Here is a 22797-nt window from a genome sequence, read left to right as displayed (position 1 = left end):
GATCGTTGCCTGGCGGGTCCTGGTACCGCAGGCCGAACACGCCCGCCCGCACAAGGCCTACCGGCAGCGACTCGACACCTGGAACGCGTGGCGACGGCTGGCCGCCAGGGCCTGACGGCCCTGCCGTGGGAGGGGCAAGACGACCGTCATGACGATCAACAGAAAGGCCGATGCGGCGCAGGCGTCCTGGCCGCTCCGGGCCGAACCACCGCCTCGGCGCTGGGCGCACGGCGACATCACAACGCTCCGGGGCCTTTGTTCGGCAGCACCCGCCGAACCCCGCCTGCCCCAGTAGAGACCACCGCTACCACCGGCCTGACATCCCGTCACCTGATCTGTGATGTTCGGCATATAGGCATGTTGCGGTCGGTCGCCTGCGGTGTCGAAAACAGGCCACGACCAGCATCCAGGCCCGGCGTGCCGTCACCCAGCGTGCACAAGCGCCGTGCGGACGAAGGGGATTGGCCATCGCTTCATTGACAGTGCCTGGCGCAGGGTTTTTACGCTGAAACGTTGACTCCTGCAGGTCTGCTCACTCGCCCAGGCGTGGGGGAGGCAACAGGCCATACCGCCAGATCAACGGGGGAGTGGTCGGCACAGCTCCAGCGTCTGCCCCGCTCGCTCCGGCGCGGTCGGCGTGTCCTGACCCGGGGCCGCCGGCCCGTCGCGGAGCCGTCGGGGCAGATCACTGGCGCCGCCGGGACGATCCACCCATGAGCAATGCCAGTTGAACAGCGACACATGCCGGTCGGGTAGAGAAAGGGCAAGTAATGCGGGTGCTCGTAGTGGACCACGACACCGCCTGCGCACGGTCTGTCGTCCACCTGCTGAGAAAGAACGGCTACGCTGCCTGGAGCGTGGGGACCGGTGCAGCGGCGCTGGAGCTGCACCACCAAGCCGACCTCGTGTTAATCGACCTCGGGCTGCGGGACCTCGACGGCCTGCAGGTCTGCGCGGACATCCGCGCCGCGGCGGACACGCCGATCATAGCGATCACGGAACGCACCACCGAACTCGAACGCGTGCTGTGCCTGAAGTCCGGATGCGACGACTGCCTCGACAAACCCTACGGCGTGCAGGAGCTGATGGCCCGCGTGGAGGCCGTGCTACGCCGGGCCCGCCCCGCCATGAACTGCAGCCGCATCGTCCACGGTCCGCTGCAGATCGACGTGGCCCGGCGTGAGGCCTACCTCTCCGGCAAGCAACTCTCCCTCACGCGCAAGGAGTTCGACCTGCTGCACACGCTCGCCTCCCGGCCCGGCACGGTCTTCAGCCGCAGAGAGCTCATGGCGCGTGTGTGGCAGAAGAGTGTCGCGACCACGGCAGGGCGGACGATCGACACCCACGTCAACAGCCTGCGGAACAAGCTCGGCGACAAGTCCTGGATCCTCACCGTGCGCGGTGTCGGCTTCCGCCTCGGGCGGGGCATGACCATGGCGGCCTGACCGGCGGTGCGGTGCGGGGCCGGGGCCCCGCACCGCACCGGATCACTGGCCGTACGGCCGCTTGCGGCGCGCCTCGCGCAGCGCCTCGGCCCACCAGGTGAGCTGGTCCATCATGGTCTTCGCCGCGGCGGCGGGCGCCTGCGGCTCCTTCAGGTCGCCGTTCTCGTCAAACCTGTCCCAGGCGTTGTGGAAGCTCACCTGCTCGCGGATGGTCACCGCGTGCAGCTCGGCGAAGACGGGCCGCAGGTGCTCGGCCGCGCGCAGGCCGCCGGCCAGACCGCCGTAGGAGACCAGGCCGACCGGCTTGGCCCGCCACTGCGTGTAGTGCCAGTCGATCAAGGACTTCAGCGAGGCCGGGTAGCTGTGGTTGTACTCCGGTGTCACGACGACGAACGCGTCCGCGTTCTCCAGGCGGGGCGTCAGTTGCGCGAGGATCTCGGCGGTGCCGCTGTCGGGGGACTGCGAGAGCACCGTCGGCAGGGGGTGCTCGGCGAGGTCGATGTAGTCGACCTCGATGTCGCCGCGCTGACGGGCTTGGTCGGCGAACCACCGCGCAACCGTAGGACCGAACCTGCCCTCCCGGACGCTGGCGCAGATGACCGCGAGACGCAGAGGGGACGTGGACATGCCTCTCCTTACTGGTTCTTTGCCGGTGACTGACGGTCACCGGCGACGGTGATGGGTGAAGGTGACGTCGAAGTCGGCGAAGGGGTCAGTGGGCGGGCGGTCCGGACAGCGCCCGGAGGTAGGCCTCCTCAGGCTGTGCGCCGGTCAGGGCCGTCCCGGTGTCGAAGCGCAGCAGCGGGACCTGGCGGACGCTCTCGGCGCGGACCTTGGCGAGTTCCGCCGCGAGGTCCGGCTCGTCGGGCTCGTCCGGCGCGCCGCGCCGGACGCCGGCCTGCGCGGCCAGACGGTCCAGCGTGGCGGCGTCGCCGATGTTCGCGCCGTCGGTGAAGTAGGCGCGGAAGAGGCGTTCCGCCATCGCTTCCGCCCGTCCCTGGCGTCCGGCCGCGGCGAGGAGCCGGTGGGCGGGGAGGGTGTTGACGAACACCGCCCGGTCGAAGTCGAGGCGGAGGCCTTCTTGAGCGCCCACGGCCGCCATGTGCCGCGTCATCCGCTCGGCCTCGGTCCCGAAGTCGCGCCGGTGGCGCTCGGGCAGCGGTTCGCCCTGGGCGGGGGCTTCGGGAGCGATCTGGAAGGGGCGGAACACCACCTCCACGCGGTCGCCGTCGGCCCGCCGCCGCGCCGCGGCGCGCTCGAAGCGGGTGAAGGCGAGGTAGGAGTGGACGCAGACGAGGTCGAGGACGAACTCGACCCGCCGGGTGGTGGGAGTGCGGGGGGAATGCGGTGCCATGGTCGCCTCCGGTGAACACGACGTCGGTGTGCGCAGGGGCTGCCGGCGGCCGGGTGGGGGCATCCGGGGCCCGTCACCCCGTCCGGTCGGCGGCGCGGTCGGGCCCGGCGGCCGGCGCCTCCCGGTGCTCCTGGTGCTCCCCGCGCCCCCCGGCCGGGGCGCCCGCCCGGCCGGGGACCGCCGTGCGCCGTCGGCCGCCGACCAGGTACCCGGCGGCGACCAGCAGCGCGCCGGCGGCTATGGCCAGGAACATCGGCTGGATGCCGAGGACCCGCACCAGCGGCTGGGTGACGATCGGGGCCAGGAACTGGCCGAGGAAGAGCGCGGTGGTCAGGAAACCCGTGTACCGGCTGCGTGCCTCGGGCGGCGCCTCGTTGACCACCCAGCTGTTGAGCGTGGGCATCAGCACGCCCAGGCCCACGCCCATCACCAGGGTGCCCAGCGCCAGGACGGCGACGTGCGGGGCCAGGAAGAGCACCAGGTAGCCGACGGCGATGGCCACGAAGGCCGTGGCGACCAGGCCGTACTCGCCGGCCAGGCGCCGGATGGCGGCGAAGCGCAGCGACACCAGGCCGGTGGTGAGTGTCTGCACCGCGATGACCGCGCCGGAGGCCACCGAACCGGCGTGGAAATGGTCCTCCACGAGGAAGGGGACCTGCACCGGCACCGAGTAGAAGGCCACCTGGCCCAGGAACATCGCGGCGAGCGCCGCCGCCACCCCCGTGGCCGGGCCGCGCAGGGCTCCGGACGAGGAGGGGCCCGCGGCCGGCCGGGTGCCGGCGGCTCCCGGCCGGGTCTCCGGCAGCTGCGTCAGCGCGGGGACGACGAGCGCCGCGCCGAGCAGGTAGACCAGGAAGACCGTACGCCAGCCCAGCCCGGCGAGTGCACCGCCGCCGACCAGCAGCAGCACGCCGCCGAAGGCGCCGGCGGCGGTCTGCCGCCCGAGCAGCCGCTGGCGCTCGGTTCCGTCGTACAGGTCCGCGATCATGGCCACGCTGTTCGTCATGATCAGGGACACGCCGAGCCCGAGTACGACGCGGCCGGCCAGGATGCTCACCAGGTCGGGCAGGTAGAAGCCGGAACTGCCGCCCAGGGCGAAGGTGAGCATGCCCGCCACCAGGGCCCGTTTACGCCCGAGGCGTTCGGACAGGGCGCCCGCGAACGGCGAGAAGAGCACGATGGCCAAAGCGTGGGCGCTGGTGATCATCCTGGCCAGCAGGTCGACGTCGGCGGTGTCGGCGAACGCGGCGCGGATGCCGGGTATCGCGGGGGACACCACGGCTCCGGCCATGATCGTGAGCGTGCCGGCGAGCACCAGAACGCCCGCCCGGCCGGGCCCGCCTCGGCGGCCGTGTTCGTTGACTGTCGGGTCGGAGCGCACCTGTACCTCTCCTCGGTGACAGCTTGTGGTCGCTTGCTGTGCTTGCCACCGTAAAAGTTCAACTTAAGTTGAAGTCAAGCGGTGGCTGTCGGTCACGTCGCGGGGCGCTGTCCCCATGCCGAGAACAGCAGCGTCGTGACGTCGCGTGCCTCGGGCCGGTCCAGCCCGGCGATGAACTCGCCGAGCTGCTCGGCGCTCACCCAGCCGTTGTCGACGAGCGGCTGCCCCTGCAACTCCAGGCGACGCCGTATGAGTTCGTTCTCGTACTCGCCCTGCCCGGGGCCGAGGGGCCGCAGGTGCAGGTCGACGCGGGCCAGACCGAGCTGCGCCAGCCGGGCGGGCAGCCGGCGGGCGAAGCGCATGTCGGCGCCGTGCAGGTCGAAGGTCCGCAGGTACGCCTCGATGACCGCGCGCCCCACCGGCGTCGCCGCGTCCTCGGCGGGCAGGAAGTAGAAGTCCTCCACCACCAGCCAGCCGCCCGGGGCGAGCCAGCGCACGGCGCGTGCGAGCAGCTCGTCGGGGGCGCGCAGCACCGACAGCACAGCCCGGGCGAGGATCAGGTCGAAGGACCCCGGGGCGAAGTCCTCCTCCTCCACGTCGGCCTGACGTACCATCAGGCGTGGGCTGCGCGAAGCGTCCAGCAGGCTGGTGTCCACGTCCACGGCGAGCACGGAGCCCTCGGGTACCTGTTCGGCGAGCCGGTACGCCATGGATCCGGCCCCGGCGCCCAGGTCCAGGCAGCGGGCGTCGGGGCGCAGGGCCAGGCGGTCGATGATCTCGCAGGTGAGCGGGTCGTAGTTGCGCTCCCACAGCTTGGACAGAATGGCCTCGGACTGGTCCATGGTCGGTTCCTCCTGAGAAGTGTGTGTCACGGGATCACCCCTTCCGGTCGCTGCGGTCGGGGTTGGATACGTGGGCGCCGGTACCGCCGTCGAGGCCGGCGAGCACCTCCTACGGCGCCCATGGGGCAGCAGTCGGCGACGGACCGGGCGAGCCGCACCGAGCCGTCGTCGTGCAGTTCGCTCTCGACGGGCACGGCGTGCCCGGCACCGGTCAGCCGGAACAGGGCGGGCGACGTGGCCCGGCACAGACCGGTGCCCCGGCACAGCCGCGGATCGACGCGCACGGTGGCGCGCGCTTCGGTCTGACAGGCGGTCATGCCGCTCCCTCTCCGGCGGCGCGGACAGGGAGCCGGACCAGCCGCCGCATCGCCCAGTTCTCGATGTGGCGCAACTCCTCGCGCGGCACCGCCAGGGCCAGTGAGGGGAACCTGCGCTGCAGTGCCGGGATGGCCAACTGCCCCTCCAGGCGGGCGAGTGCGGCCCCCAGGCAGTGGTGCAGTCCGTGGCCGAAGCCGACGTGGTGCGGCCCGCCGAGGCGGAGGCCCGAGCCGGTCGGGGTCGGGGAACCGGCGGGGATCGCGGTTGGCGGACAGCAGCGCCGCGATGACCGGCGCCCCGGCGGGCAGCACCGTGCCGCGGAACTCCAGCTCCTCGGTGGTCACCCGGAACAGGGCCGTGGTCAGTGCGCCCTCGTAGCGCAGGAGTTCTTCCAGCGCATCCGCCTCCAGGCCGGGCCGCTCGCGCAGCAGCCGGGCCTGGCCCGGGTGGCCGAGCAGCGCGAGCACGGCGTTGCCGACGAAGGCGCGGACGGTGTCGCTGCCCGCGAGGATCACGGCCGCCACCATGGCGATCAGTTCCTCCTCCTCCGTCAGCCGGTCCTCGTCCTGCCGCGCTTGGATCAGCGCGGAGGTCAGGTCGTCGGCCGGGCTGCGCCGCTTGAGGGCGACGAGCTCCTCGGCGTAGCCGCAGATCCGGGCGAACCCCTCGGGCGCCTGGTCCATACGGGCGGCATCGGACGGGAAGGCCTGGGCGAGCGCGTTCACCAGCTTCCGGTGCCGGTCGATGAGCAGTCCGAGGATCTCCCCCATCACCGTGGAGGAGACCGGGCCTGCGTAGTCGTCCATCACGTCGAACTCTCCCCGGGCGCACAGGCGTCCAGGACGGAGGCCACCACCTGCTCCACGCTCTGCCGCCACTGCGCGATCCGGCGCGGGGTGAACGTGCTCATCGCCAGCCGGCGCAGCCGGGTGTGCGGGGGCGGATCGACGACCGTCACCGCCTTCTCCGGGACACTCTCCGCACCGCTGACCAGGCCGGCCTTCTCGAACTCCGCGTTGCCCCAGGTGCCGTCCTCCGAACTGAACCGGGGTTCGGCGAGCACGGCCTTCACGTCGTCGTACCGGGTCACCAGCCACGTGCGCACCCCACCCACCGGGAAGGCGAACTCGTGCACCGGGGCGTGGTCGCGGAGCCAGGCGAACACGGGATGCGGGTTCTGGAAGTACGCGCTGCCGAACAGCGGCACGGGCGGGGCTGCCGATGACGTCATTCCTGTTCCTCCCTGCTCCACGGGAAGTTGAAGTAAAGGTGAGGTTCTTCTAGCGTGGTGCGTATGCCGACCACCACCCCCCTCCCCAAGGAGCTGACCATCGGCGAGCTGGCGCGGCGCAGCGGCGTGACCACCTCGGCGCTGCGCTTCTACGAGCGCGAGGGGCTGATCCGCAGCCACCGCACGGCCGGGAACCAGCGCCGCTACTCACGGGACACCCTGCGCCGGGTCGCCTTCATCCGCGTCTCACAGCGGGTCGGCATCCCGCTGAGCGTCATCCAGGACGCCCTGGCCGTCCTTCCCGCGGACCGGGCGCCCACCCGGGAGGAGTGGGCCGCCCTGTCGGCGCACTGGCGGGCCGACCTCGACCGGCGCATCCAGCAGATGCTGAAGCTGCGTGACGACCTCGACGACTGCATCGGCTGCGGCTGCCTCACCCTGGAGCGCTGCGTGCTGGCCAACCCCTACGACGTGCTGGGCGAGCAGGGAGCGGGTCCGCGCCGGCTCCAGGTGGACTGAGGGAGCCGGCCGGCGCAGCCTTGCCGGTCGGCCGGGCGTTACGCTCCGCGGCGAGCCGCCGGGCGGCCAGGCACTCCTCCAGGAACGCCAGGGCCCGCAGATGGTACGCGCGGGCGGCCCAGCCCAGGCTGACGTTGTGGCCGGCGTCCGGCAGCCGGTCCACGCGGACCCGGGCCGCCGGGAGCAACTCCGTCAGCTCGGTCAGTGCCTCCTCGTCGTGCCGCCACCAGCGCTCGTACTCGGCGAAGGTGAACCGGACCGGGACCCCCACCCGCGGGGCCAGCTCGGGAAAGATCCGCGGCCAGCGCCGGGCCTCCTGCTCCTCACGCTCCGGCATGGGGCCCACCAGCGCGGCGGCGAGCCGGAAGGTGTGCGCCGGGTACAGGGCGAGCGGCCCCCAGTGCAGTGCGGCCGTGCGGCGGTCGTGCAGCGAGGCGAGGCGCCGCGGGTCGACCGCGAAGCGGTGGCCCAGGCCGCAGATGTCCAGCCCGATCAGATCGGTGCCGGTCGCCGCCAGCGCGAGGGCGAGCTTGCCGCCGTAGGAGTGGGCCACGACGAACACGCCGCCGCCCAGCGGATGGCGCAGGCCGAAGTCGGTGAGCGCCGCCCGTACGGCGGCGCACTGCTCCCGCAGGGTCTGCCCGTGCGGCAGGTGCGCGGCCGAGCGGCCGTAGCCGGGGCGGTCCAGGGCCAGCACGGTGAATCCGAGCCGGGGGCCGAGGGCGAGCAGCGACAGACCGGGGTGGGCAAGGCTGTGGAAGTAGCCGGCCCGCATCCCTCCGCCGTGCAGCGCCACCACGGTCGCCCGGGGCGGGCCGTCCGCCGGCAGGCCGAGCAGGCCGGAGAGCGGGACGCCGTCCGCGTCCAGCACGGTCTCCCGCACGGGCGGCGGTGCGGCGGCGACTGTGCCGCCCGGAAGGTCGGTGGTGATCGGTTCAGAGATCATGGTGCTTGCGCCTTCGCGCGTCGTTCGGTCGGTGGGCGGGGGCCGCGTCAGTCGATGCCGCGGACGATGTGCGACTCGGCGGGGTCGGCGTCCCCTGTTCCGGCCAGGAGCGGCACGGGCGGCCGGCCGCCGGCCGGTTCGGGAACCGGCTCGTCCGGGTGCGGCTGGGGCGTCCGGCCGGGCCGGGCAGGGGATGCCGCGGCGGGTGGGCCGGGGCGGAACAGCAGGTCGGTCACGGTGTCTCCAGAGAGTCTCAACCTGCGGCCGCCGACGGGGCGCTGGTCTCGCAGGTCACGGTGCACACGAGGTACTCGGGCGGCGCGGTCTCGAACCGGGCGACCTCGCTCTGCCCCTCGGCGATGCGGGGGTCGGCCATCCACGCGTCGTAGGCGGCGCGGTCCGTCCACATCGGGTAGTTGACGAAGGTGCGCCGGTCGGGGCTGAGGTAGGGGGTGGCGGAGATGAAACCGGGGAAGTCGCGCTTCCACGCGCCGGTGCGGTGCAGCAGGCCCAGCACCTCACCGGCCTGCTGAGGCCCGGCGAGGTGGCGGGTGGCCACGGCCACCACACCGGGCGCCCGTCCGGCCGCGGGGCCCGCGATGCCGCCCGCCGGGGTGCCGGCAAACACCGCGGCGGAGACCACCCCCGGCCGCCGGTCCAGGTCGCGCAGCGCACCGGCCCGCGGATGGCCGAGGTAGGTGCGGTAGCCGGCCTCGTCGCGCCACCGGGTGTGGTGCACCACGGCCCTGCCGTCCAGGGCGACGTGCACCCGCGACAGCAGGAATCCGGGTGCCTCGCCGACCCAGGCCGCCACCTCCCGGGCGACGAGGCCGGCCAGGGCGTCGGCCGTCGCGGCGCCGTCGACACGCAGCACCTCGAAGGCGGCGGCGTACGTGGGCACAGGGGTCTCGGGTCCCGGCTGCGGGGCCGGTGAGGGGTGCGTCGGGGTCATGGGGTCTCCAGGTTCTGTCTCTCTCCTCGGGCGGCCGGGCGGACGCGTGGTCAGCGGAAGGCCTCGGCGTGCTCCTCGGCCCACTGCCGGAAGGTGCGGGCGGGCCGTCCGGTCACCTGGGCGACGACCGAGGAGCCGACCTCGGGCTCCCGGGTCAGGCGGGCGAAGTAGTCCAGCGCGCCGTCCGCGTACGACGGAGGCCAGCCGGCCGCCACCATCTGCTTGCGCGCCTCGTCCGCGTGCACGTCCTGCCAGCGCAGGCCGCGGCCGAGCACGTCCCCGATGATCTGCACCTGCTGCTCCTGGGTGAGCACCTCCGGGCCGGAGACGAGGTACTTCCGCCCGGCATGCCCGTCCGCCAGCAGGGAGCGGGCGCCGACCTCGGCGAGGTCGCCCTCGTGCACCGGCGTGCGGGCCGCGGCTCCGTAGGGGAAGCGCACCACGTCGCCGGCCCGGATCTGCGGGGCGAAGCCGAGCGCGTTCGCCATGAAGCCGGTGGTGCGCAGGAACGTCCACTCCAGCCCCGTGCGCTCGATCAACTGCTCGAGGTAGGCATGGCAGTTGTTGTCGACCGGTTCCAGGCCGATGTGCACGCCCACGGAGGAGACCAGCACGATGCGTCGCGTCCGCTCCTCGATCCTGCGCAGCACCTCGGGCGCCGTGCGCACGTCCAGGGTGAAGAAGGGCCACATCCAGAACACGCCGTCCACGCCCTCCAAGGGGGTGTCGAGGCTCTCCGGCACGGCCAGGTCGCCGTGGTACACCTCCACGCCGTCGGGCAGCCGCGTGACGTGCGGGTCGTCCTTCAGGACCAGGGCCCGCACCCGGGCGCCCGCGCGCAGCAGGTGGGCGCAGGCGTGCGGACCGACGTTGCCGGTGGCCGCGGTCACCAGCACGGTGGGCTGTGCAGTCATCGGGTCACTCCTCGGTGGTCGATGTGCGGGATGCGGAGATACGGGGACGAGGGCGCGGTCAGATACCGGCCCCGGACAGCGGCCGGGTGCGGCGCGCCTCGTTGCGCCAGCTGCGCGCGCTGCGGTGGTTGAGCGCCCGCTCGAGCCGGCGCCAGGTGGCCGGGCGCCGGTGCTGTGCGGCCGGTCCCGCTCCCGCGGCGGCCGGGCCGCGGGCGTGCAGCAGCAGGGCCACGGTGAGCGCGGCGAGCTCCTCCGGGCCGGCCTCGCCCCGGGTGACGCGGATCAGTGGGGTGGCGTCCGCAGTCCGTTCACGGTGCATGCGGCGGTGTTCCTTCCGTTCCTGCGTGCTCACTGCGGCGGGTTGCCGTGCTTGCGGGAGGGCAGGTCGGCGTGCTTCTCGCGCAGCATCGCCAGGGCGTCGACGAGGACCTCCCGGGTGCGACGCGGGTCGATGACGTCGTCCACCAGACCGCGTTCGGCGGCGTAGTAGGGGTGCATGAGCTGCGCCCGGTACTCCTTGATCTTCTGCTGCCGTACGGACTCGGGGTCGTCGGCGGCCTGGATCTCCCGCCGGAAGATGACGTTCGCGGCGCCCTCCGCGCCCATCACGGCGATCTCGTTGCCGGGCCAGGCCAGCGCGAGGTCGGCGCCGATGGAGCGCGAGTCCATCACGATGTACGCGCCGCCGTAGGCCTTGCGCAGCACGACCGAGACGCGGGGGACGGTGGCGTTGCAGTAGGCGTACAGCAGCTTCGCGCCGTGCCGGATGATGCCGCCGTGCTCCTGGTCCACGCCCGGCAGGAAGCCCGGCACGTCCACCAGCGTCACCAGCGGGATGTTGAAGGCGTCGCAGAACTGCACGAAGCGGGCCGCCTTCTCGCTGGCGTGGATGTCGAGGACGCCCGCGAGGACGGCCGGCTGGTTGGCCACGACTCCGACGGTCTCGCCGCCGAGCCGGGCCAGCGCGCACACGACGTTGCGGGCCCAGCCGGCGTGGACCTCGACGTACTCGCCGTGGTCGGCGAGCTCCTCGATGACGGCCCGCACGTCGTAGCTGCGGCCGGGGTCGGCCGGCACGATGTCGAGCAGGGCCTCGACCGGACGGTCCTTGGGGTCGTCGCACGGCGTGCGGGGCGGCAGTTCCCGGTTGTTGGCCGGCAGCAGCGACAGCAGGTGGCGCACGTCCTCCAGGCAGCTCGCCTCGTCGTCGTGGACGAAGTGTGCGACGCCGGAGGTCTCGGCGTGCACGTCGCCCCCGCCGAGCCCGTCATGGGTGATCCGCTCTCCGGTGACGGCCTGCACCACGTCGGGTCCGGTGACGAACATCTGCGAGGTGCCGCGGACCATGAAGACGAAGTCGGTCAGGGCGGGCGAGTAGGCGGCGCCGCCCGCGCAGGGGCCGAGCATGACGCTGATCTGCGGGATGACGCCCGAGGCCCGGGTGTTGCGCTCGAAGATGCCGCCGTAGCCGGCGAGTGCCGTGACGCCCTCCTGGATGCGGGCGCCGGCGCCGTCGTTGAGCGAGACCAGCGGAGCACCCGCCGACATCGCCATGTCCATGATCTTCTGGATCTTCTGCGCGTGCGCCTCGCCCAGGGCTCCGCCGAAGATGCGGAAGTCGTGCGCGTAGACGAAGACCGTGCGGCCCTGCACCGTGCCCCAGCCGGTGACCACGCCGTCGGTGTAGGGGCGTTTGTGTTCCAGTCCGAAGCCGGTGGCGCGGTGCCGGCGCAGCGGTTCCACCTCGTGGAAGGAGCCCGCATCCAGCAGCAGGTCGATCCGCTCGCGCGCGGTCAGCTTGCCCTTGGCGTGCTGCCGCTCGGTGGCGGCCGGGTCGGGGCCCTGGAGCACCTGTTCCTTGAGGTGCGCGAGTTCCGTGAGGCCGTCGCGCTCCGGGGCGTCGACGGACCGGGAGGTTGCTGTGGTCATCGAGTCGCAGCTCCTGTGGTTCTCGCCCGGCGGCAGGCGCGCCGGGACGGGTACGGGGCCGGGAGACGGTCGGGTACGGGCAGGGACGGGTTCGGGGCGGGGACGGCTCGTGGCTCGGGGCGGGTCACGGGCGGGCGGCCGGGTGCGGTCCGGCGGTGCGCCCGGAGGCGGAGCGACGCACGGGGCGGTGCGCCATCGCCGCCACCGGTCCCAGCCCCCCGAGCGCGACGACCAGCCATACCGCGGGCCGGTAGGCCCCGGCCGCGGGTGAGCCCGGGGCGCCGGAGGACAGCAGCAGCGCCGTCACCAGCGCGGGTGCGAGCACGGCGGCCGTCTGCACCGCGGTCTGGTAGTGGCCGGTGGCCGCCGACCGGTCCGCGGCCGGCACCCCGGCCGCCGCCTGCACGTTCAGGGCGGCGAAGCACAGCGCGAAGCCGATCCCGACCAGCAGCATGGCGGGCAGGACGTCGGTGGCGTACGCGGGGTGCGGGGTGAGCGCCCGCAGGTAGAGCAGGTGGCCGAGCAGCGGGGCCGGGGCGCCCAGGGCGATCAGGCGGCGGGTGCCGAACCGCTCGATCAGCCGCCCCGAGAGGGGCGCGGTGACCGTCAGCGGCAGGCTCGCGGGCAGCAGGGCGAGCGCGGTGCGCGCCGGCGACCAGCCCTCGGTGGTCTGCAGCTGGAAGGTGGCCACCAGCAGCAGCCCGAGGTACGAGCCGTTCAGCGCGACGGCACCCAGCACCGCCCGCGCAAGGTCCCGGTGGGCCAGCAGGGCCGGGCGGAAGAGCGGGTCGGCGGCCGTTCGCTCGATCACGAGGAAGGCGGCCAGCAGCGCGGCGGCGGCCGCGAACGCGCCGATGACGAGCGGGCTGCCCCAACTACGGCCGGGCACCTGGACGATGCCCGTCACCACCGCCGCCAGGCCAACGGTCAGCGTCGCCGCGCCGGCGAGGTCGAGGCGGCGCGCCGGGCCGGCGGAGGCGCTCGCCGGGATCAGCCGCAGCCCGAAGGCGAACAGGACCAGCATCACCGGCGCCGGGAACAGGAAGGTCCAGCGCCAGTCCGCCTCGGTCAGCGCACCGGACAGCAGGAGCCCGCCGGTGAACCCGCAGGCGCCGACGAACGCGTACACCGACACGGCCCGGGACCGCGTGCGCCCCTCCGGGAAGGCCGTGGTGATGATGGCCAGGCCGGTCGGCGCGGTGAGCGCGGCGCAGAACCCCTTCACCACCCGGCAGGCGATGAGCAGGACGGGCCCGCCGGCCAGTCCACCGGCCACGGACGCGACGGCGAAGACCACCAGCGCCGACAGGTACACCGGCCGCCTGCCGAGCCGGTCCACCACGCGGGCGCCGAACAGCAGCAGCGCGCCGAAGCCCAGGGCGAAGCCGGTGACCACGCCCTGCAGGACCGTCAGCGACAGGTGGAGATCCCGGCCGATGGACGGCAGCGCCACCATCGCCGTCGACACCTCCAGGGAGTCGATCAGCATGTTCCCGGCCAGGACCACCAGCAGGCCCCACTGCCCGGCGTCCCAGGGCCCGGGTGCCGCGTCCGGGGAGCCGGCCGGTGCGTGCGTCGAGGATTTCACGGAGGGCTCCGAAACAGAGTCGGGGGTGTTCCGAACAGGGGTGACGGTGAGGGGGCGGCCCCCGGCCCCCGGCCGGCCGCGACCGTACGGCGGCCGGGCGCAGGGGCGCCGCGGCGGGTCAGCCCAGCAGGGTGCCGCCGGTGGCGTCGAGGAAGGCGCCGGTGACCCAGCGGCTGTCGTCGGAGGCGAGGAAGGCCACCACGTCGGCGACGTCCTCCGGCTCGCCGACCCGGTTGAACGCGGACAGCCGGGCCATCTGCTCGACCGCCTCCGGCACGTCGAACAGCGGGTTGCCGTTGCGCGTGATGCCGGGCGCGACGCTGTTGATGGTGATCCTACGGGGCGCCAGCACCTTCGCGAAGTGCAGGGCGAGTTGTTCCACGGCTCCCTTGGTCATGGCGTAGGCGATCTCGTCCGGGTTGGCGAAGCGGGTCAGCCCGGAGGAGATGTTGATGATCCGGCCGCCCGAAGTGAGGTTCGCCAGGGCGCGCTGGACGATGAAGAACGGCGCCTTGGCGTTGACCGCGAACAGCCGGTCGAACTCCTCCGGCGTCATCTTCTCGACCGGCACGCCACCCATCCGGCCCGCGTTGTTGACCAGGATGTTCAGGTCGGTCGACCCCGTGCGCTCCTTCAGCCCCTGCTCCAGGGCCAGGAACAGCTCGTGGACGTCGCCGGGCACGCCGAGCTCCGCCCGCACGGCGAAGGCCCGGCCGCCGTCCTTCTCGACGGCCGCCACGACCTCGTCGGCCGCATTCCGGTCGGTCGCGTAGTGGACGGCGACCAGCGCGCCCTCGGCCGCCAGCCGGACGGCGATCGCCCGGCCGATGCCCCGACTGGCCCCGGTGACCAGCGCCGTCCTGCCCGTGAGCCTGCCCATCTGCCTGTCTCCTCCTTCTCCTCGGTGGTGCCGGTCGACTCCTCGGTGGTGTGCGTCGACGCGGTGCTCTGCGGTGCCGGGTCGCGCGGCGCGTGGCCGCGCCGTCGTGCGACCACCGGCGGTCTGTGGCGCGGCCGCGGGCGGGCCGAACCATGTCTTGAGCGCGGCGGCCGGCCCGTCCTCGTCGGAGGCGGACGCCGCCCAGACGACGTGGCCGTCCGGGCGCAGCAGGAACGCGTCCCCTTCCAGGTCCGCTCCGCCTGGCGCGGGCTCGGCCGCCACCAGGTCCACCCGGTCCAGCCAGGGGCCGCACGCCCGGCGCAGCTCCGTGTGGCGGTCGACATCGCCCCTGAGGTCCAGCAGCAGCCCGCGTCCCGGCCGCAGCAGCGCGGTCGTCGTCGTGGGACCGTGGCCGGTGATGAGCGGGACCGGCAACAGCCGGGCGCCGATCTGCGGGTGGGGGTCCCGGCCGAGGTCGTAGCGCACGTCCAGGCCGCTGATCGTCCCGGCGAGGTGCCGCCGTACCCGCTCGTGGCCGCGCAGCTCGGCCAGGACCGAGCGCATCGCCTCCACCTCGGGGCCGCCCAGCAGCAGGGTTGTCTGGGCCTCGATGCCCTTCAGCACCCGGGCGCCGACGGCATGCCGCTCGTGGTGGTAGGTGTCCAGCAGGCTCTCCGGCGCCCGGCCCCGCACCACGGCGGCCAGCTTCCAGCCCAGGTTGACCGCGTCCTGCAGCCCCAGGTTGAGGGCCTGGCCGCCGACCGGCATCTGCTGGTGGGCGGCGTCGCCGGCGAGCAGGACACGGCCGGCGCGGTAGTGGGCGGCCAGCCGGGAGGCGTCGCCGAAGGCGTTGAGCCACAGCGGTGTGCCGCCGCCGATGTCCTCCCCGGTGACGTGCCGCCACACCTCGCACACCTCGGTGAACTCGGGTGCGCCGGTGCGGGGCCGTGGCGCGCGTCCGTGGGCGTGGACCATCACCCGGGTCACCCCGTCGCCCCGGCGGGCTGCGATCGCCAGGCCCTTCTCCAGCCGCTCGAAGCGCCGGTCGGGGATGTCGATGCCGGCCACGTCGGCGCGGAACAGCTCCCGTACGGCGTCGTGCCCGGGGAAGGCGATGCCGGCCAGGCGGCGGACGGCGCTGCGCTCGCCGTCGCAGCCCACCACGTACCGGGCGCGCAGCCGCACCGTGCCGCCGGGCCGGGCGGCCTCGACCTCCACGTGGTCGGGGTGCTCCGTCAGCCCGGTGACCTCGTGGCCGCGCCGCAGGTCCGCGCCGAGCGCGCCGGCCCACTGGGCGAGGATCGCCTCGGTACGGGTCTGGGGCACCTTCCACTGGCCGGGGTACGGACCGGGCAGCGTCAGGTCCAGCGGGATCCCGCCGAAGTGGCCGCGCACGTCGTTGGGCAGCTCTCCGAACCTCTCCAGCAGGCCGCGCTGGTCCAGCAGTTCCATGGTGCGGGCGTGCAGGGTCGAGGCGCGGGACTCGGCGGTGGGCTCCGGCAGCCGCTCCAGTACGGTCACCCGCGCGCCGCCGGTGCGCAGTTCGCCCGCGAGCATCAGCCCGACGGGGCCCGCGCCGACCACGACGACGTCGGTGTCCAGCGTGTGCCCGGTCATGGTCAGTGCCTGTTCTCGGCGTAGTCCTTGGCGTGGTTCAGGGTGGCGCGGCTGTTGGTGCTCAGCGCGCCCTGGACGTAGGCGCGGGCGTCCGCCAGGGTGGCCTGCGGCCCCAGCACCTGCGCGATGTTGTCCGTGTTGAGCACCACGGTGTGCTGCGAGGTGGCTGCGACGTCGCCGCTCTCCTGCTCCGTGAACGTCCAGATCCCGGTGTGCAGGGTCATCAGCGCCGGCAGCGTGACCTGCTTGTAGGCGATCCGGTGGTGCGGAAAGGCCACCCGGTAGGACTTCGTGGTGTGCGTGGAGCCGTCCTTGGCACGGGTGTCCATCTCCAGGACCTGCAGGCCCGGAGCGGGTTCCTCGAAGCGGACGCGGGCCACGTGCGGCAGCCGCTCCTGCCACAGGTGGGCGTCGTTGACGAAGTCGTAGACGTCCTTGGCGGAGCCGGCGATGCGCACGGTGTCCTCGAAGGAGAACGCGATGTCCTCGGCCCCGTGGGCGAGTTCGGCGTTGGCCTTCAGCGCAGCCAGCTCCGAGCGGGAGTTGCGGTCCACCGCCTCGTCGATCCACTGCAGGCTGCGCGGGTCGTCGTCGACCGCGCGGTAGTCGTGCAGCAGCCGGATCCGGGACCGCGTGTCCGACAGCGGCTCGATGATCCAGATGCCGCCCATGGCGGCGACCGGTGGGGCGGACACCTCCTGGCGGAAGGTGATCCGTAGGTTGTCCGTGTCCAGGGTGCGGCGCGACGTCCAGCTCTTGGCCTCTCCGTTGGCCGTGGCCCAGATGCGGATGCGCTCCTGTGCGGCACTGCGCTCGACGTGGTCGACGTAGATGGTGGGCGGAAAGATCCGGGGCCAGTTCTCCACCTCGGCGATCAGCCGGTAGACGGTGGCCGCGGGGGCGTCGGCGGTGATCTCGTGTTCCACCTGACGGCTCGTCATAACTGGGTACTCCTCGTGGGAATCGGACGACTGTCCAGGCCGGCCGGGGATCAGAAGTTGCCCAGGCCGCCGCAGACGTTGAGGGCCTGCGAGGTGATGGAGGCGGCGGTGTCGGAGGCGAGGTAGGCGACGAGGCCGGCGACCTCCTCCGGGGTGGAGTAGCGGCCGAGCGGGATCTTCGCCGTGAACTTCTCCAGGATGGCGTCCTCGGTGGTGTCGTAGGCGGTGGCGTAGCCCTGCCGGACGCGCTGTGCCATCGGCGTCTCCACGTAGCCGGGGCAGACGGCGTTGACCGTGATGCCGGTGGGGGCGAGCTCGTTGCCGAGGGCCTTGGTGAAGCCGACGACACCGTGCTTGGAGGCCGAGTAGGGGGCGCCCAGGACGACGCCCTGCTTGCCGGCGGTGGAGGCGATGTTGATGATGCGGCCCCACGTCTTCTCGCGCATGCCGCCGGTGTTGAGCACCTCGCGGGTCATACGGAAGACGCTGTTGAGGTTGGTGTCGATGACGTCGTCCCACAGCTCGTCGGCGATGTCGGCGGTGACGCCGCCGCCGGAGCGGCCCGCGTTGTTGACGAGGATGTCGATGGCGCCGAAGGCGTCGACGGCGGCCTGGACGAAGCGCCGGATCGCGGCGCCGTCGCGCACGTCGACGGCGCTGCCTTCGGCGGTGACGCCCTGCTCGCGCAGCTGCTTGACGGTGGTGGTGACGTTCTCCGCGGTACGGGCGCCGATGTACACGCGATGGCCCCGGGCTCCCAGGGCCCTGGCGACGGCCAGGCCGATGCCGCTGGTGGCTCCGGTGACGACGGCGACTCGCGAGGTGTGCTCGGTCATGGCTTCTCCGGCTGGGTGCGATGCGGACGGTGGGGCCGCCCGGGGCCGACGGTGCGGGTGCAGGCCCGTCCGCCCCGGGCGGGGACGGGGACGTCAGGCGGCGGCGGAGGCGCCGAGCTGGGCGTTGACGAGCTCCAGCAGTGCGCGCGGCGTCTCGGCTTCGGTGACCGACGTCTCGTCGAACGTGATGCCGTACTCGCGCTCGATGCGGCTGCCGGTCTCCAGCAGGGCCAGCGACTCGTAGCCGAGTTCGTCCCAGCGCCGGTCCAGGATGTCGCCGTCGAGGTCGACGCTCTCGTCCGCGCCGGCGCCCTCGAGGAGGATGCGCTTGAGGTCGTCGATGGTGAACTGCACGGTTCCTTGCTCCGTTTCGTCGTGCTGTTTCGTCGTGCTGTGAGGGGATCTCCGTGGTGCCGAGGAGGTGTTTCCTCGTGCTGAGGGGGAGAGAAGGGAAGACGGGGGCGGCTGCCGCAGGAACCTCGTCAGGCGGCCCGGACGACCATGGCCGAGTTGAAGCCGCCGTGGCCGCGGGCCAGCACCAGCGCGGTGCGCAGCTGTGCGGGGCGCGGTGCGCCGGTGACCAGGTCCAGGCCGTAGTCGGCGACCGGCCGGACATTGACGGTGGGCGGGATCTGCCCGTCGGCGATCGCCAGCACGGCCGCGGCCAGGTCCAGCGGCGCCGCACCGGAGTACAGCCGCCCGGTCATCGTCTTCGGCGCCGTGACGGGGACGCCCCGGGTGCCGAACACGGCCGCGAGGGCCTCGGCCTCCGCGCGGTCCTCCGCCGGCAGGCCCGCCGCGTCGGCGAACACCACGTCGACGTCCCGGGCGTCGGCCCCGGCGTCGGCCAGTGCCAGCTCGATCGCCCGCTTCAGGCCGCGCTCGCGGCCGCTGTCCGGCGCGGGGTCGAACGTGGACCCGTAGCCGGCGATCTCGCCGTAGGGCCGCGCGCCGCGGCGCCGGGCCGCCTCGGCGTCCTCCACGACGAGGATCGCGCCGCCCTCCCCGGGGACGTGGCCGCACGCCTGCGCGTCGAAGGGCACATAGGCGCGGTCGGGGTCGTCGCTGGCGCTGAGCCGGCCGCTCGCCAACTGGGCCACCCAGCCCCACGGGCAGATCGAGGCATCGACACTGCCGGAGACGATCAGCGGCGTGCCGCGCCGGATCTGCCGACGGGCCTGGGCGACGGCGTCCAGACCGCCGGCCTGGTCGCTGACCACCACGCCGCTGGGCCCCTTCATGCCGTTGCGGATGGAGATCTGGCCGCTGTTGACGGCGTAGAACCAGGCGAACGACTGGTAGGCGCTGACGTACTGGCTGCCCTTGCTCCACAGGTTGCGCAGCTCGATCTGGCCGAACTCGAAACCGCCGCAGGAACTGGCCGTGACCACACCCATGTCGTAGGCCGGCAGTTCGTCGGGCCGCACCCCGGCGTCGTCCAGCGCCCAGTCCGCGGCCACGAGGGCCAGCCGGGTCATGCGGTCGGTCTGCGGCAGCAACCTGCTGGGCAGGTGGTCCTCGGCGACGAAGCCGCGCACCTGGCCGGCCAGGCGCGCCGGATAGCGGGAGGCGTCGAACCGCTCGATGCGACCGATGCCGCTCTCGCCCCTGAGCGTGGCCGCCCAGAACTCCTTCGTCCCCAGCCCGTTGGGCGCGGCGACGCCCAGGCCGGTGATCACCGCGGTCGCGGTCATGCCGCCCTCCTCTCGGGACGGGTGAGGACCACGGCGGTCTGGAAGCCGCCGAAGCCGCTGCCGACCGTCAGCACCGCGTCGGTGCGGTGCTCCCGGGCGGTCAGGGGCACGTAGTCCAGGTCGCATTCGGGGTCGGGGGTGTGCAGGTTGGCCGTGGGCGGTACGACGTTGTGCTCCATGGCCAGCGCCGAGGCGGCGATCTCGATCGAGCCGATCGCGCCCAGCGAGTGGCCGATCATCGACTTGATGGAGCTGACGGGCACGGCGTAGGCGTGCTCGCCCAGGCTCTTCTTGAAGGCGGCCGTCTCGTGCCGGTCGTTCTGCTTGGTGCCCGAGCCGTGCGCGTTGACGTAGTCGATCTCCTCCGGGTCGACACGCGCCTCGTCCAGGGCGACCCGGATCGCCTCGGCCATCTCCGCGCCGTCCGGCCTGAGGCCGGTCATGTGGAAGGCGTTGCAGCGGGAGGCGTAGCCGGCGATCTCGGCGTAGACGTGCGCGCCGCGCCGCCGGGCGCTCTCCAGCTCCTCCAGTACGAACACCGCCGAACCCTCTCCGAGCACGAAGCCGTTGCGGGTGCCGTCGAAGGGCCGCGAGGCGTGCTCGGGGTCGTCGTTGCGCGGGGTGGTCGCCTTGATGGCGTCGAAACAGGCCATCGTGATCGGCGAGATCGGCGCGTCGGTGGCGCCGGCCACCATGACGTCGGCGGAGCCTTCCCGCAGGAGCTCCACAGCGTGGCACACCGCGTCCAGGCCGGAGGTGCAGCCGGTGGACACCACGCTGGTGGGCCCCTCGGCACCCACGCTCCAGGCCACCTCCGCCGCGAACGAGCTGGGCACGAAGTAGTTGTACAGGTGGGGCACGGCGTACTCGTGGTCGACGAGTTCCAGCCGCCCGGCGTCACTCACCACGCGGTACTCCCAGTCGAGACCCATGGTGGCGCCCACCGCGCTGCCGACGGTGACCCCGACGCGGTGCGGATCGAGCTCGTCCGGCTCCAGCCCGCTGTCGCCGACCGCCTCGCGCGCGGCGACGACGGCGAGCTGGGCCGCACGGTCCATGCGCCGCACCTCCTGCGGGCCCAGGCCGTGCTCCTCGGGGTCGAAGTCGATCTCGGCCGCCACCCGGGAGCGGAACTGTGCGGGGTCGAAGAAGGTGATGCCGCGGGTCGCGGTGCGTCCCTCGCTGAGCAGGTTCCAGAAGTTCTTGACGCCGATGCCGCCGGGGGCGACGACACCGATGCCCGTGATGACCACCCGACGTGCCGTCACGCCGACGCCTCCCAGTGGTAGAAGCGGGTGGCCATGGCGTCCTTGGGCGAACGCCAGGTCGCCGGGTCGTAGGCCTCGATGTACGGCTTGAGGTCCTCGCTGATCCGGACGAACCGCGGGTCCAGCTTGGCCTCCTCGATACGGCGGCCGCCGTCGTCGGCGTCGAAGTCCTGCAGGTGGAAGTAGAGGCCCCGGAAGTGGAACAGCTGGCGGCGCCGGGTGCCCATCCGGTGCGGCATGTCGGTGCGGTCGAACTCGCCGAACAGCTTGGCCACGTCGGATGCCGAGCCCGGGTCCATCCGTGCCACGATCAGCGTGCTGTGCATGTTCCTTGTCTCCTCACGACTCACGACCGGTTCCGGTCGTCCCAGTCACTCCGCGCAGTCCGGTCACAGCGCGGGGCCGAACCAGCGCTCCAGCGCCATCGGCAGGTCGCCGTGGCTGCCGGGCGCGGCCCAGGCCACGTAGCCGTCCGGGCGGACCAGCACGGCCGAGCAGCCGGCCAGCCGCTCCACGGCCCGCTCGCCCCGAGGGGCCGCCGTGACGACGTCGACCCTGTCCCGCCAGCCGGCCGTCCGGTGGCGCAGCACCGCGTTGTCCTCCAGATCCAGCAGCACGCCGCGCGCCCGGTGCAGGGCCTGTGTACTGCCGGTGGCGGTGCCGTCGGGGCGGACCAGGTCGACGTGTGGCATGCGGCGGCCGAGCAGCGGGTTGGTGCCGCCGCCGACGTCGTAGCCGATCTCCAGACCGCTGACCATGGCGGCCAGGTGACGGCTGACCTCGGGGTACTGGATGAGCTCGGTCATCACATCGCGCAGCGGCTGCATCTCCGGGCCGCTCAGGAAGAGCAGGCCCTGGGCCTGGGTGTTCATCAGCAGCCGCCTGCCGACCTGGTGGCGCTCGCTGTGGTAGGTCTCCAGCAGGCCCTCCGGGGCCCGGCCGCGCACCACGGCGGCGAGCTTCCAGCCGAGGTTGACCGCGTCCTGGATACCGGTGTTCATGCCCTGCCCGCCGGCCGGCAAGTGGATGTGCGCGGCGTCGCCGGCGAGCAGCACCCTGCCGCGCACGTACTCGGTGACCTGGCGGGTGGCGTCGCCGAAGGAGCTGACCCACACCGGCTCGCCGTGCGAGATGTCGTCGCCGGTCAGCCGCTTCCACGCGGCGGCCACCTCGTCGTACTGCGGCGGCGCGGTGCGGCGCCGGGGAGGCGTGCCGCGCTCGCACACGATGAGCCGGGTGATGCCGCCCGGCAGGTGACCGACCATGATCATGCCGCCGGGAAGCGTCTCGCCGATCATGCGCGGTTCCAGGTCCAGGCCCCTGACGTCGGCCAGGAACATCTCCATCGTCGCCGCCGTGCCGGGGAAGGCGAAGCCGGCCGCCTTGCGCACCGTACTCCGGCCTCCGTCGCATCCCACCAGGTACGGCGCCGTGAACCGCTCCACGCCCTGAGGACCGCGGGCTTCGACGGTGACCGAGTCGCCCTCGTCCTTGACGACGACGACCTCGTGGCCGCGTCGTATGTCACCGCCCAGTTCGGTGACCCACTCCTCCAGGACGCTCTCGGTCTGCGACTGGGGGATGGTCTTGGCGGCCTGGTGGGCGCCGTCCAGCACGCCGAAGTCGACGGGCAGGCCGCCGAAGTGGCCCTGGTTGCTGATCTCGATCTCCCCGAACCGCGGCAGCAGTCCGCGCTGGTCGAACACCTCCATGGTGCGTGCGGTGAACCCCAGGCCGCGGGACTCGCCCGTGCGCCGCTCGAGACGTTCCAGGACGATCACGTCGACACCGGCCAGGCGTAGTTCACCCGCCAGCATCATGCCGGTCGGTCCCGCACCGGCGATTATCACTTCGGCGTCCATGTGCCTCTCCTTGGCCATGAGTCCTTTCCTTTGGATTTCCTCGGTTTTTCCGGTCCGGTCACGGACCGGCGGCCCGAGGGAGGGAATCGGTGCGAGCGGCGTGGCGATCGCGCGTGCCGGAGTCCCCTGGCCGGTTCAGTAGGAATTCCGGCCGGTAATGTCGGTGAGAAACTCAGTCCTTGATGTCGCAGATGGCGGCGCCGGAGGTGATGGAGGCGCCGACCTCGGCGTTCAGGCCCTTGATGGTGCCGGCCTTGTGGGCGTTCAGCGGCTGCTCCAT

The 22797-nt window shown here is 72.9% G+C and carries 22 protein-coding genes and 1 pseudogene; 2 read left to right on the top strand and 21 right to left on the bottom strand.

Annotated elements, in window-relative coordinates; genetic code table 11:
* The first annotated feature begins 770 nt into the window (after positions 1–770).
* Complete coding sequence (locus tag ACFYZJ_RS17565) at positions 771–1445, top strand: response regulator transcription factor (RefSeq protein ID WP_388568680.1); 675 nt, start codon at positions 771–773, stop codon at positions 1443–1445.
* 42 nt (positions 1446–1487) lie between these two features.
* Here the strand turns inward: ACFYZJ_RS17565 and ACFYZJ_RS17560 are convergent, their stop codons facing one another.
* From ACFYZJ_RS17560 to ACFYZJ_RS17535, 6 genes are all read right to left on the bottom strand, one after another.
* Positions 1488–2072: an NADPH-dependent FMN reductase gene (locus ACFYZJ_RS17560; RefSeq protein WP_388568677.1), complete on the bottom strand. Its 585-nt coding sequence runs from the start codon at positions 2070–2072 to the stop codon at positions 1488–1490.
* Positions 2073–2157: 85 nt separating this feature from the next.
* Positions 2158–2799, bottom strand: coding sequence for a DsbA family protein (locus ACFYZJ_RS17555; RefSeq protein WP_388568674.1), 642 nt, complete (start codon positions 2797–2799; stop codon positions 2158–2160).
* A 73-nt stretch (positions 2800–2872) separates the two neighbouring features.
* Positions 2873–4180: an MFS transporter gene (locus ACFYZJ_RS17550; protein ID WP_388568671.1), complete on the bottom strand. Its 1308-nt coding sequence runs from the start codon at positions 4178–4180 to the stop codon at positions 2873–2875.
* 92 nt (positions 4181–4272) lie between these two features.
* Entirely contained in the window at positions 4273–5052 is a 780-nt protein-coding gene (locus tag ACFYZJ_RS17545; protein WP_388568669.1) for a class I SAM-dependent methyltransferase, read from the bottom strand.
* The gene (locus ACFYZJ_RS17540; protein WP_388568666.1) at positions 5049–6146 is read right to left on the bottom strand and encodes a cytochrome P450; all 1098 of its coding nucleotides are present in this window, start codon (positions 6144–6146) and stop codon (positions 5049–5051) included. The genes ACFYZJ_RS17545 and ACFYZJ_RS17540 overlap by 4 nt, the downstream gene beginning before the upstream one ends.
* Positions 6146–6571, bottom strand: a complete 426-nt coding sequence (locus ACFYZJ_RS17535; RefSeq protein WP_388568663.1) for a hypothetical protein — start codon at positions 6569–6571, stop codon at positions 6146–6148. Before ACFYZJ_RS17535 ends, ACFYZJ_RS17540 begins: the two co-directional genes overlap by 1 nt.
* Before the next feature lie 63 nt (positions 6572–6634).
* On the opposite strand from ACFYZJ_RS17535, the gene soxR reads away from it, so the two are divergent.
* Entirely contained in the window at positions 6635–7090 is a 456-nt protein-coding gene (soxR, locus tag ACFYZJ_RS17530) for a redox-sensitive transcriptional activator SoxR (RefSeq protein ID WP_388568660.1), read from the top strand.
* Here the strand turns inward: soxR and ACFYZJ_RS17525 are convergent.
* The 15 genes and pseudogenes from ACFYZJ_RS17525 to ACFYZJ_RS17455 all read right to left on the bottom strand — a co-directional run bounded on the left by ACFYZJ_RS17525 (position 7005) and on the right by ACFYZJ_RS17455 (position 22517).
* Positions 7005–8036, bottom strand: a complete 1032-nt coding sequence (locus tag ACFYZJ_RS17525) for an alpha/beta hydrolase family protein (RefSeq protein WP_388568658.1) — start codon at positions 8034–8036, stop codon at positions 7005–7007. The two genes, soxR and ACFYZJ_RS17525, sit on opposite strands and share 86 nt — an antisense overlap.
* Positions 8037–8083: 47 nt before the next feature.
* A complete protein-coding gene (locus tag ACFYZJ_RS17520; protein ID WP_388568656.1) occupies positions 8084–8272 on the bottom strand; it encodes a hypothetical protein in 189 nt (62 codons plus the stop codon).
* 17 nt (positions 8273–8289) lie between these two features.
* Positions 8290–8988, bottom strand: a complete 699-nt coding sequence (locus ACFYZJ_RS17515; RefSeq protein ID WP_388568653.1) for a putative quinol monooxygenase — start codon at positions 8986–8988, stop codon at positions 8290–8292.
* 50 nt (positions 8989–9038) lie between these two features.
* Positions 9039–9902 carry an NAD(P)H-binding protein gene (locus ACFYZJ_RS17510; protein WP_388568650.1) on the bottom strand — a complete coding sequence of 288 codons (864 nt, stop codon included), beginning with the start codon at positions 9900–9902 and terminating at the stop codon, positions 9039–9041.
* A 58-nt stretch (positions 9903–9960) separates the two neighbouring features.
* Positions 9961–10221 carry an acyl-CoA carboxylase epsilon subunit gene (locus ACFYZJ_RS17505; RefSeq protein ID WP_388568648.1) on the bottom strand — a complete coding sequence of 87 codons (261 nt, stop codon included), beginning with the start codon at positions 10219–10221 and terminating at the stop codon, positions 9961–9963.
* Positions 10222–10250: 29 nt separating this feature from the next.
* Entirely contained in the window at positions 10251–11831 is a 1581-nt protein-coding gene (locus ACFYZJ_RS17500) for an acyl-CoA carboxylase subunit beta (RefSeq protein WP_388568645.1), read from the bottom strand.
* A 124-nt stretch (positions 11832–11955) separates the two neighbouring features.
* The gene (locus ACFYZJ_RS17495) at positions 11956–13419 is read right to left on the bottom strand and encodes an MFS transporter (RefSeq protein ID WP_388568642.1); all 1464 of its coding nucleotides are present in this window, start codon (positions 13417–13419) and stop codon (positions 11956–11958) included.
* A gap of 118 nt (positions 13420–13537) precedes the next feature.
* Positions 13538–15964 (bottom strand): annotated as a pseudogene (locus ACFYZJ_RS17490) (SDR family oxidoreductase); the annotation flags it as partial.
* Complete coding sequence (locus ACFYZJ_RS17485) at positions 15919–16857, bottom strand: aromatase/cyclase (protein WP_388568639.1); 939 nt, start codon at positions 16855–16857, stop codon at positions 15919–15921. The gene ACFYZJ_RS17485 and the pseudogene ACFYZJ_RS17490, both read right to left, overlap by 46 nt.
* A gap of 50 nt (positions 16858–16907) precedes the next feature.
* Positions 16908–17693, bottom strand: coding sequence for a 3-oxoacyl-ACP reductase FabG (fabG, locus tag ACFYZJ_RS17480; RefSeq protein WP_388568636.1), 786 nt, complete (start codon positions 17691–17693; stop codon positions 16908–16910).
* A gap of 93 nt (positions 17694–17786) precedes the next feature.
* Entirely contained in the window at positions 17787–18047 is a 261-nt protein-coding gene (locus ACFYZJ_RS17475) for an acyl carrier protein (RefSeq protein ID WP_388568633.1), read from the bottom strand.
* Positions 18048–18175: 128 nt separating this feature from the next.
* Positions 18176–19387 (bottom strand): ketosynthase chain-length factor, encoded by a 1212-nt coding sequence (locus tag ACFYZJ_RS17470; protein WP_388568630.1) that lies wholly within the window; start codon positions 19385–19387, stop codon positions 18176–18178.
* Positions 19384–20655 (bottom strand): beta-ketoacyl-[acyl-carrier-protein] synthase family protein, encoded by a 1272-nt coding sequence (locus ACFYZJ_RS17465; RefSeq protein ID WP_388568628.1) that lies wholly within the window; start codon positions 20653–20655, stop codon positions 19384–19386. Before ACFYZJ_RS17465 ends, ACFYZJ_RS17470 begins: the two co-directional genes overlap by 4 nt.
* Positions 20652–20981 carry a TcmI family type II polyketide cyclase gene (locus ACFYZJ_RS17460; RefSeq protein ID WP_388568625.1) on the bottom strand — a complete coding sequence of 110 codons (330 nt, stop codon included), beginning with the start codon at positions 20979–20981 and terminating at the stop codon, positions 20652–20654. Before ACFYZJ_RS17460 ends, ACFYZJ_RS17465 begins: the two co-directional genes overlap by 4 nt.
* 63 nt (positions 20982–21044) lie before the next feature.
* Positions 21045–22517, bottom strand: coding sequence for an FAD-dependent monooxygenase (locus tag ACFYZJ_RS17455; protein WP_388569437.1), 1473 nt, complete (start codon positions 22515–22517; stop codon positions 21045–21047).
* Positions 22518–22797 lie beyond the last annotated feature (280 nt).

The sequence above is a fragment of the Streptomyces sp. NPDC001848 genome (genome assembly GCF_042891915.1).
In the GTDB taxonomy this organism is placed as follows: domain Bacteria; phylum Actinomycetota; class Actinomycetes; order Streptomycetales; family Streptomycetaceae; genus Streptomyces.
This window is presented reverse-complemented; position numbering and strand designations above follow the sequence as displayed.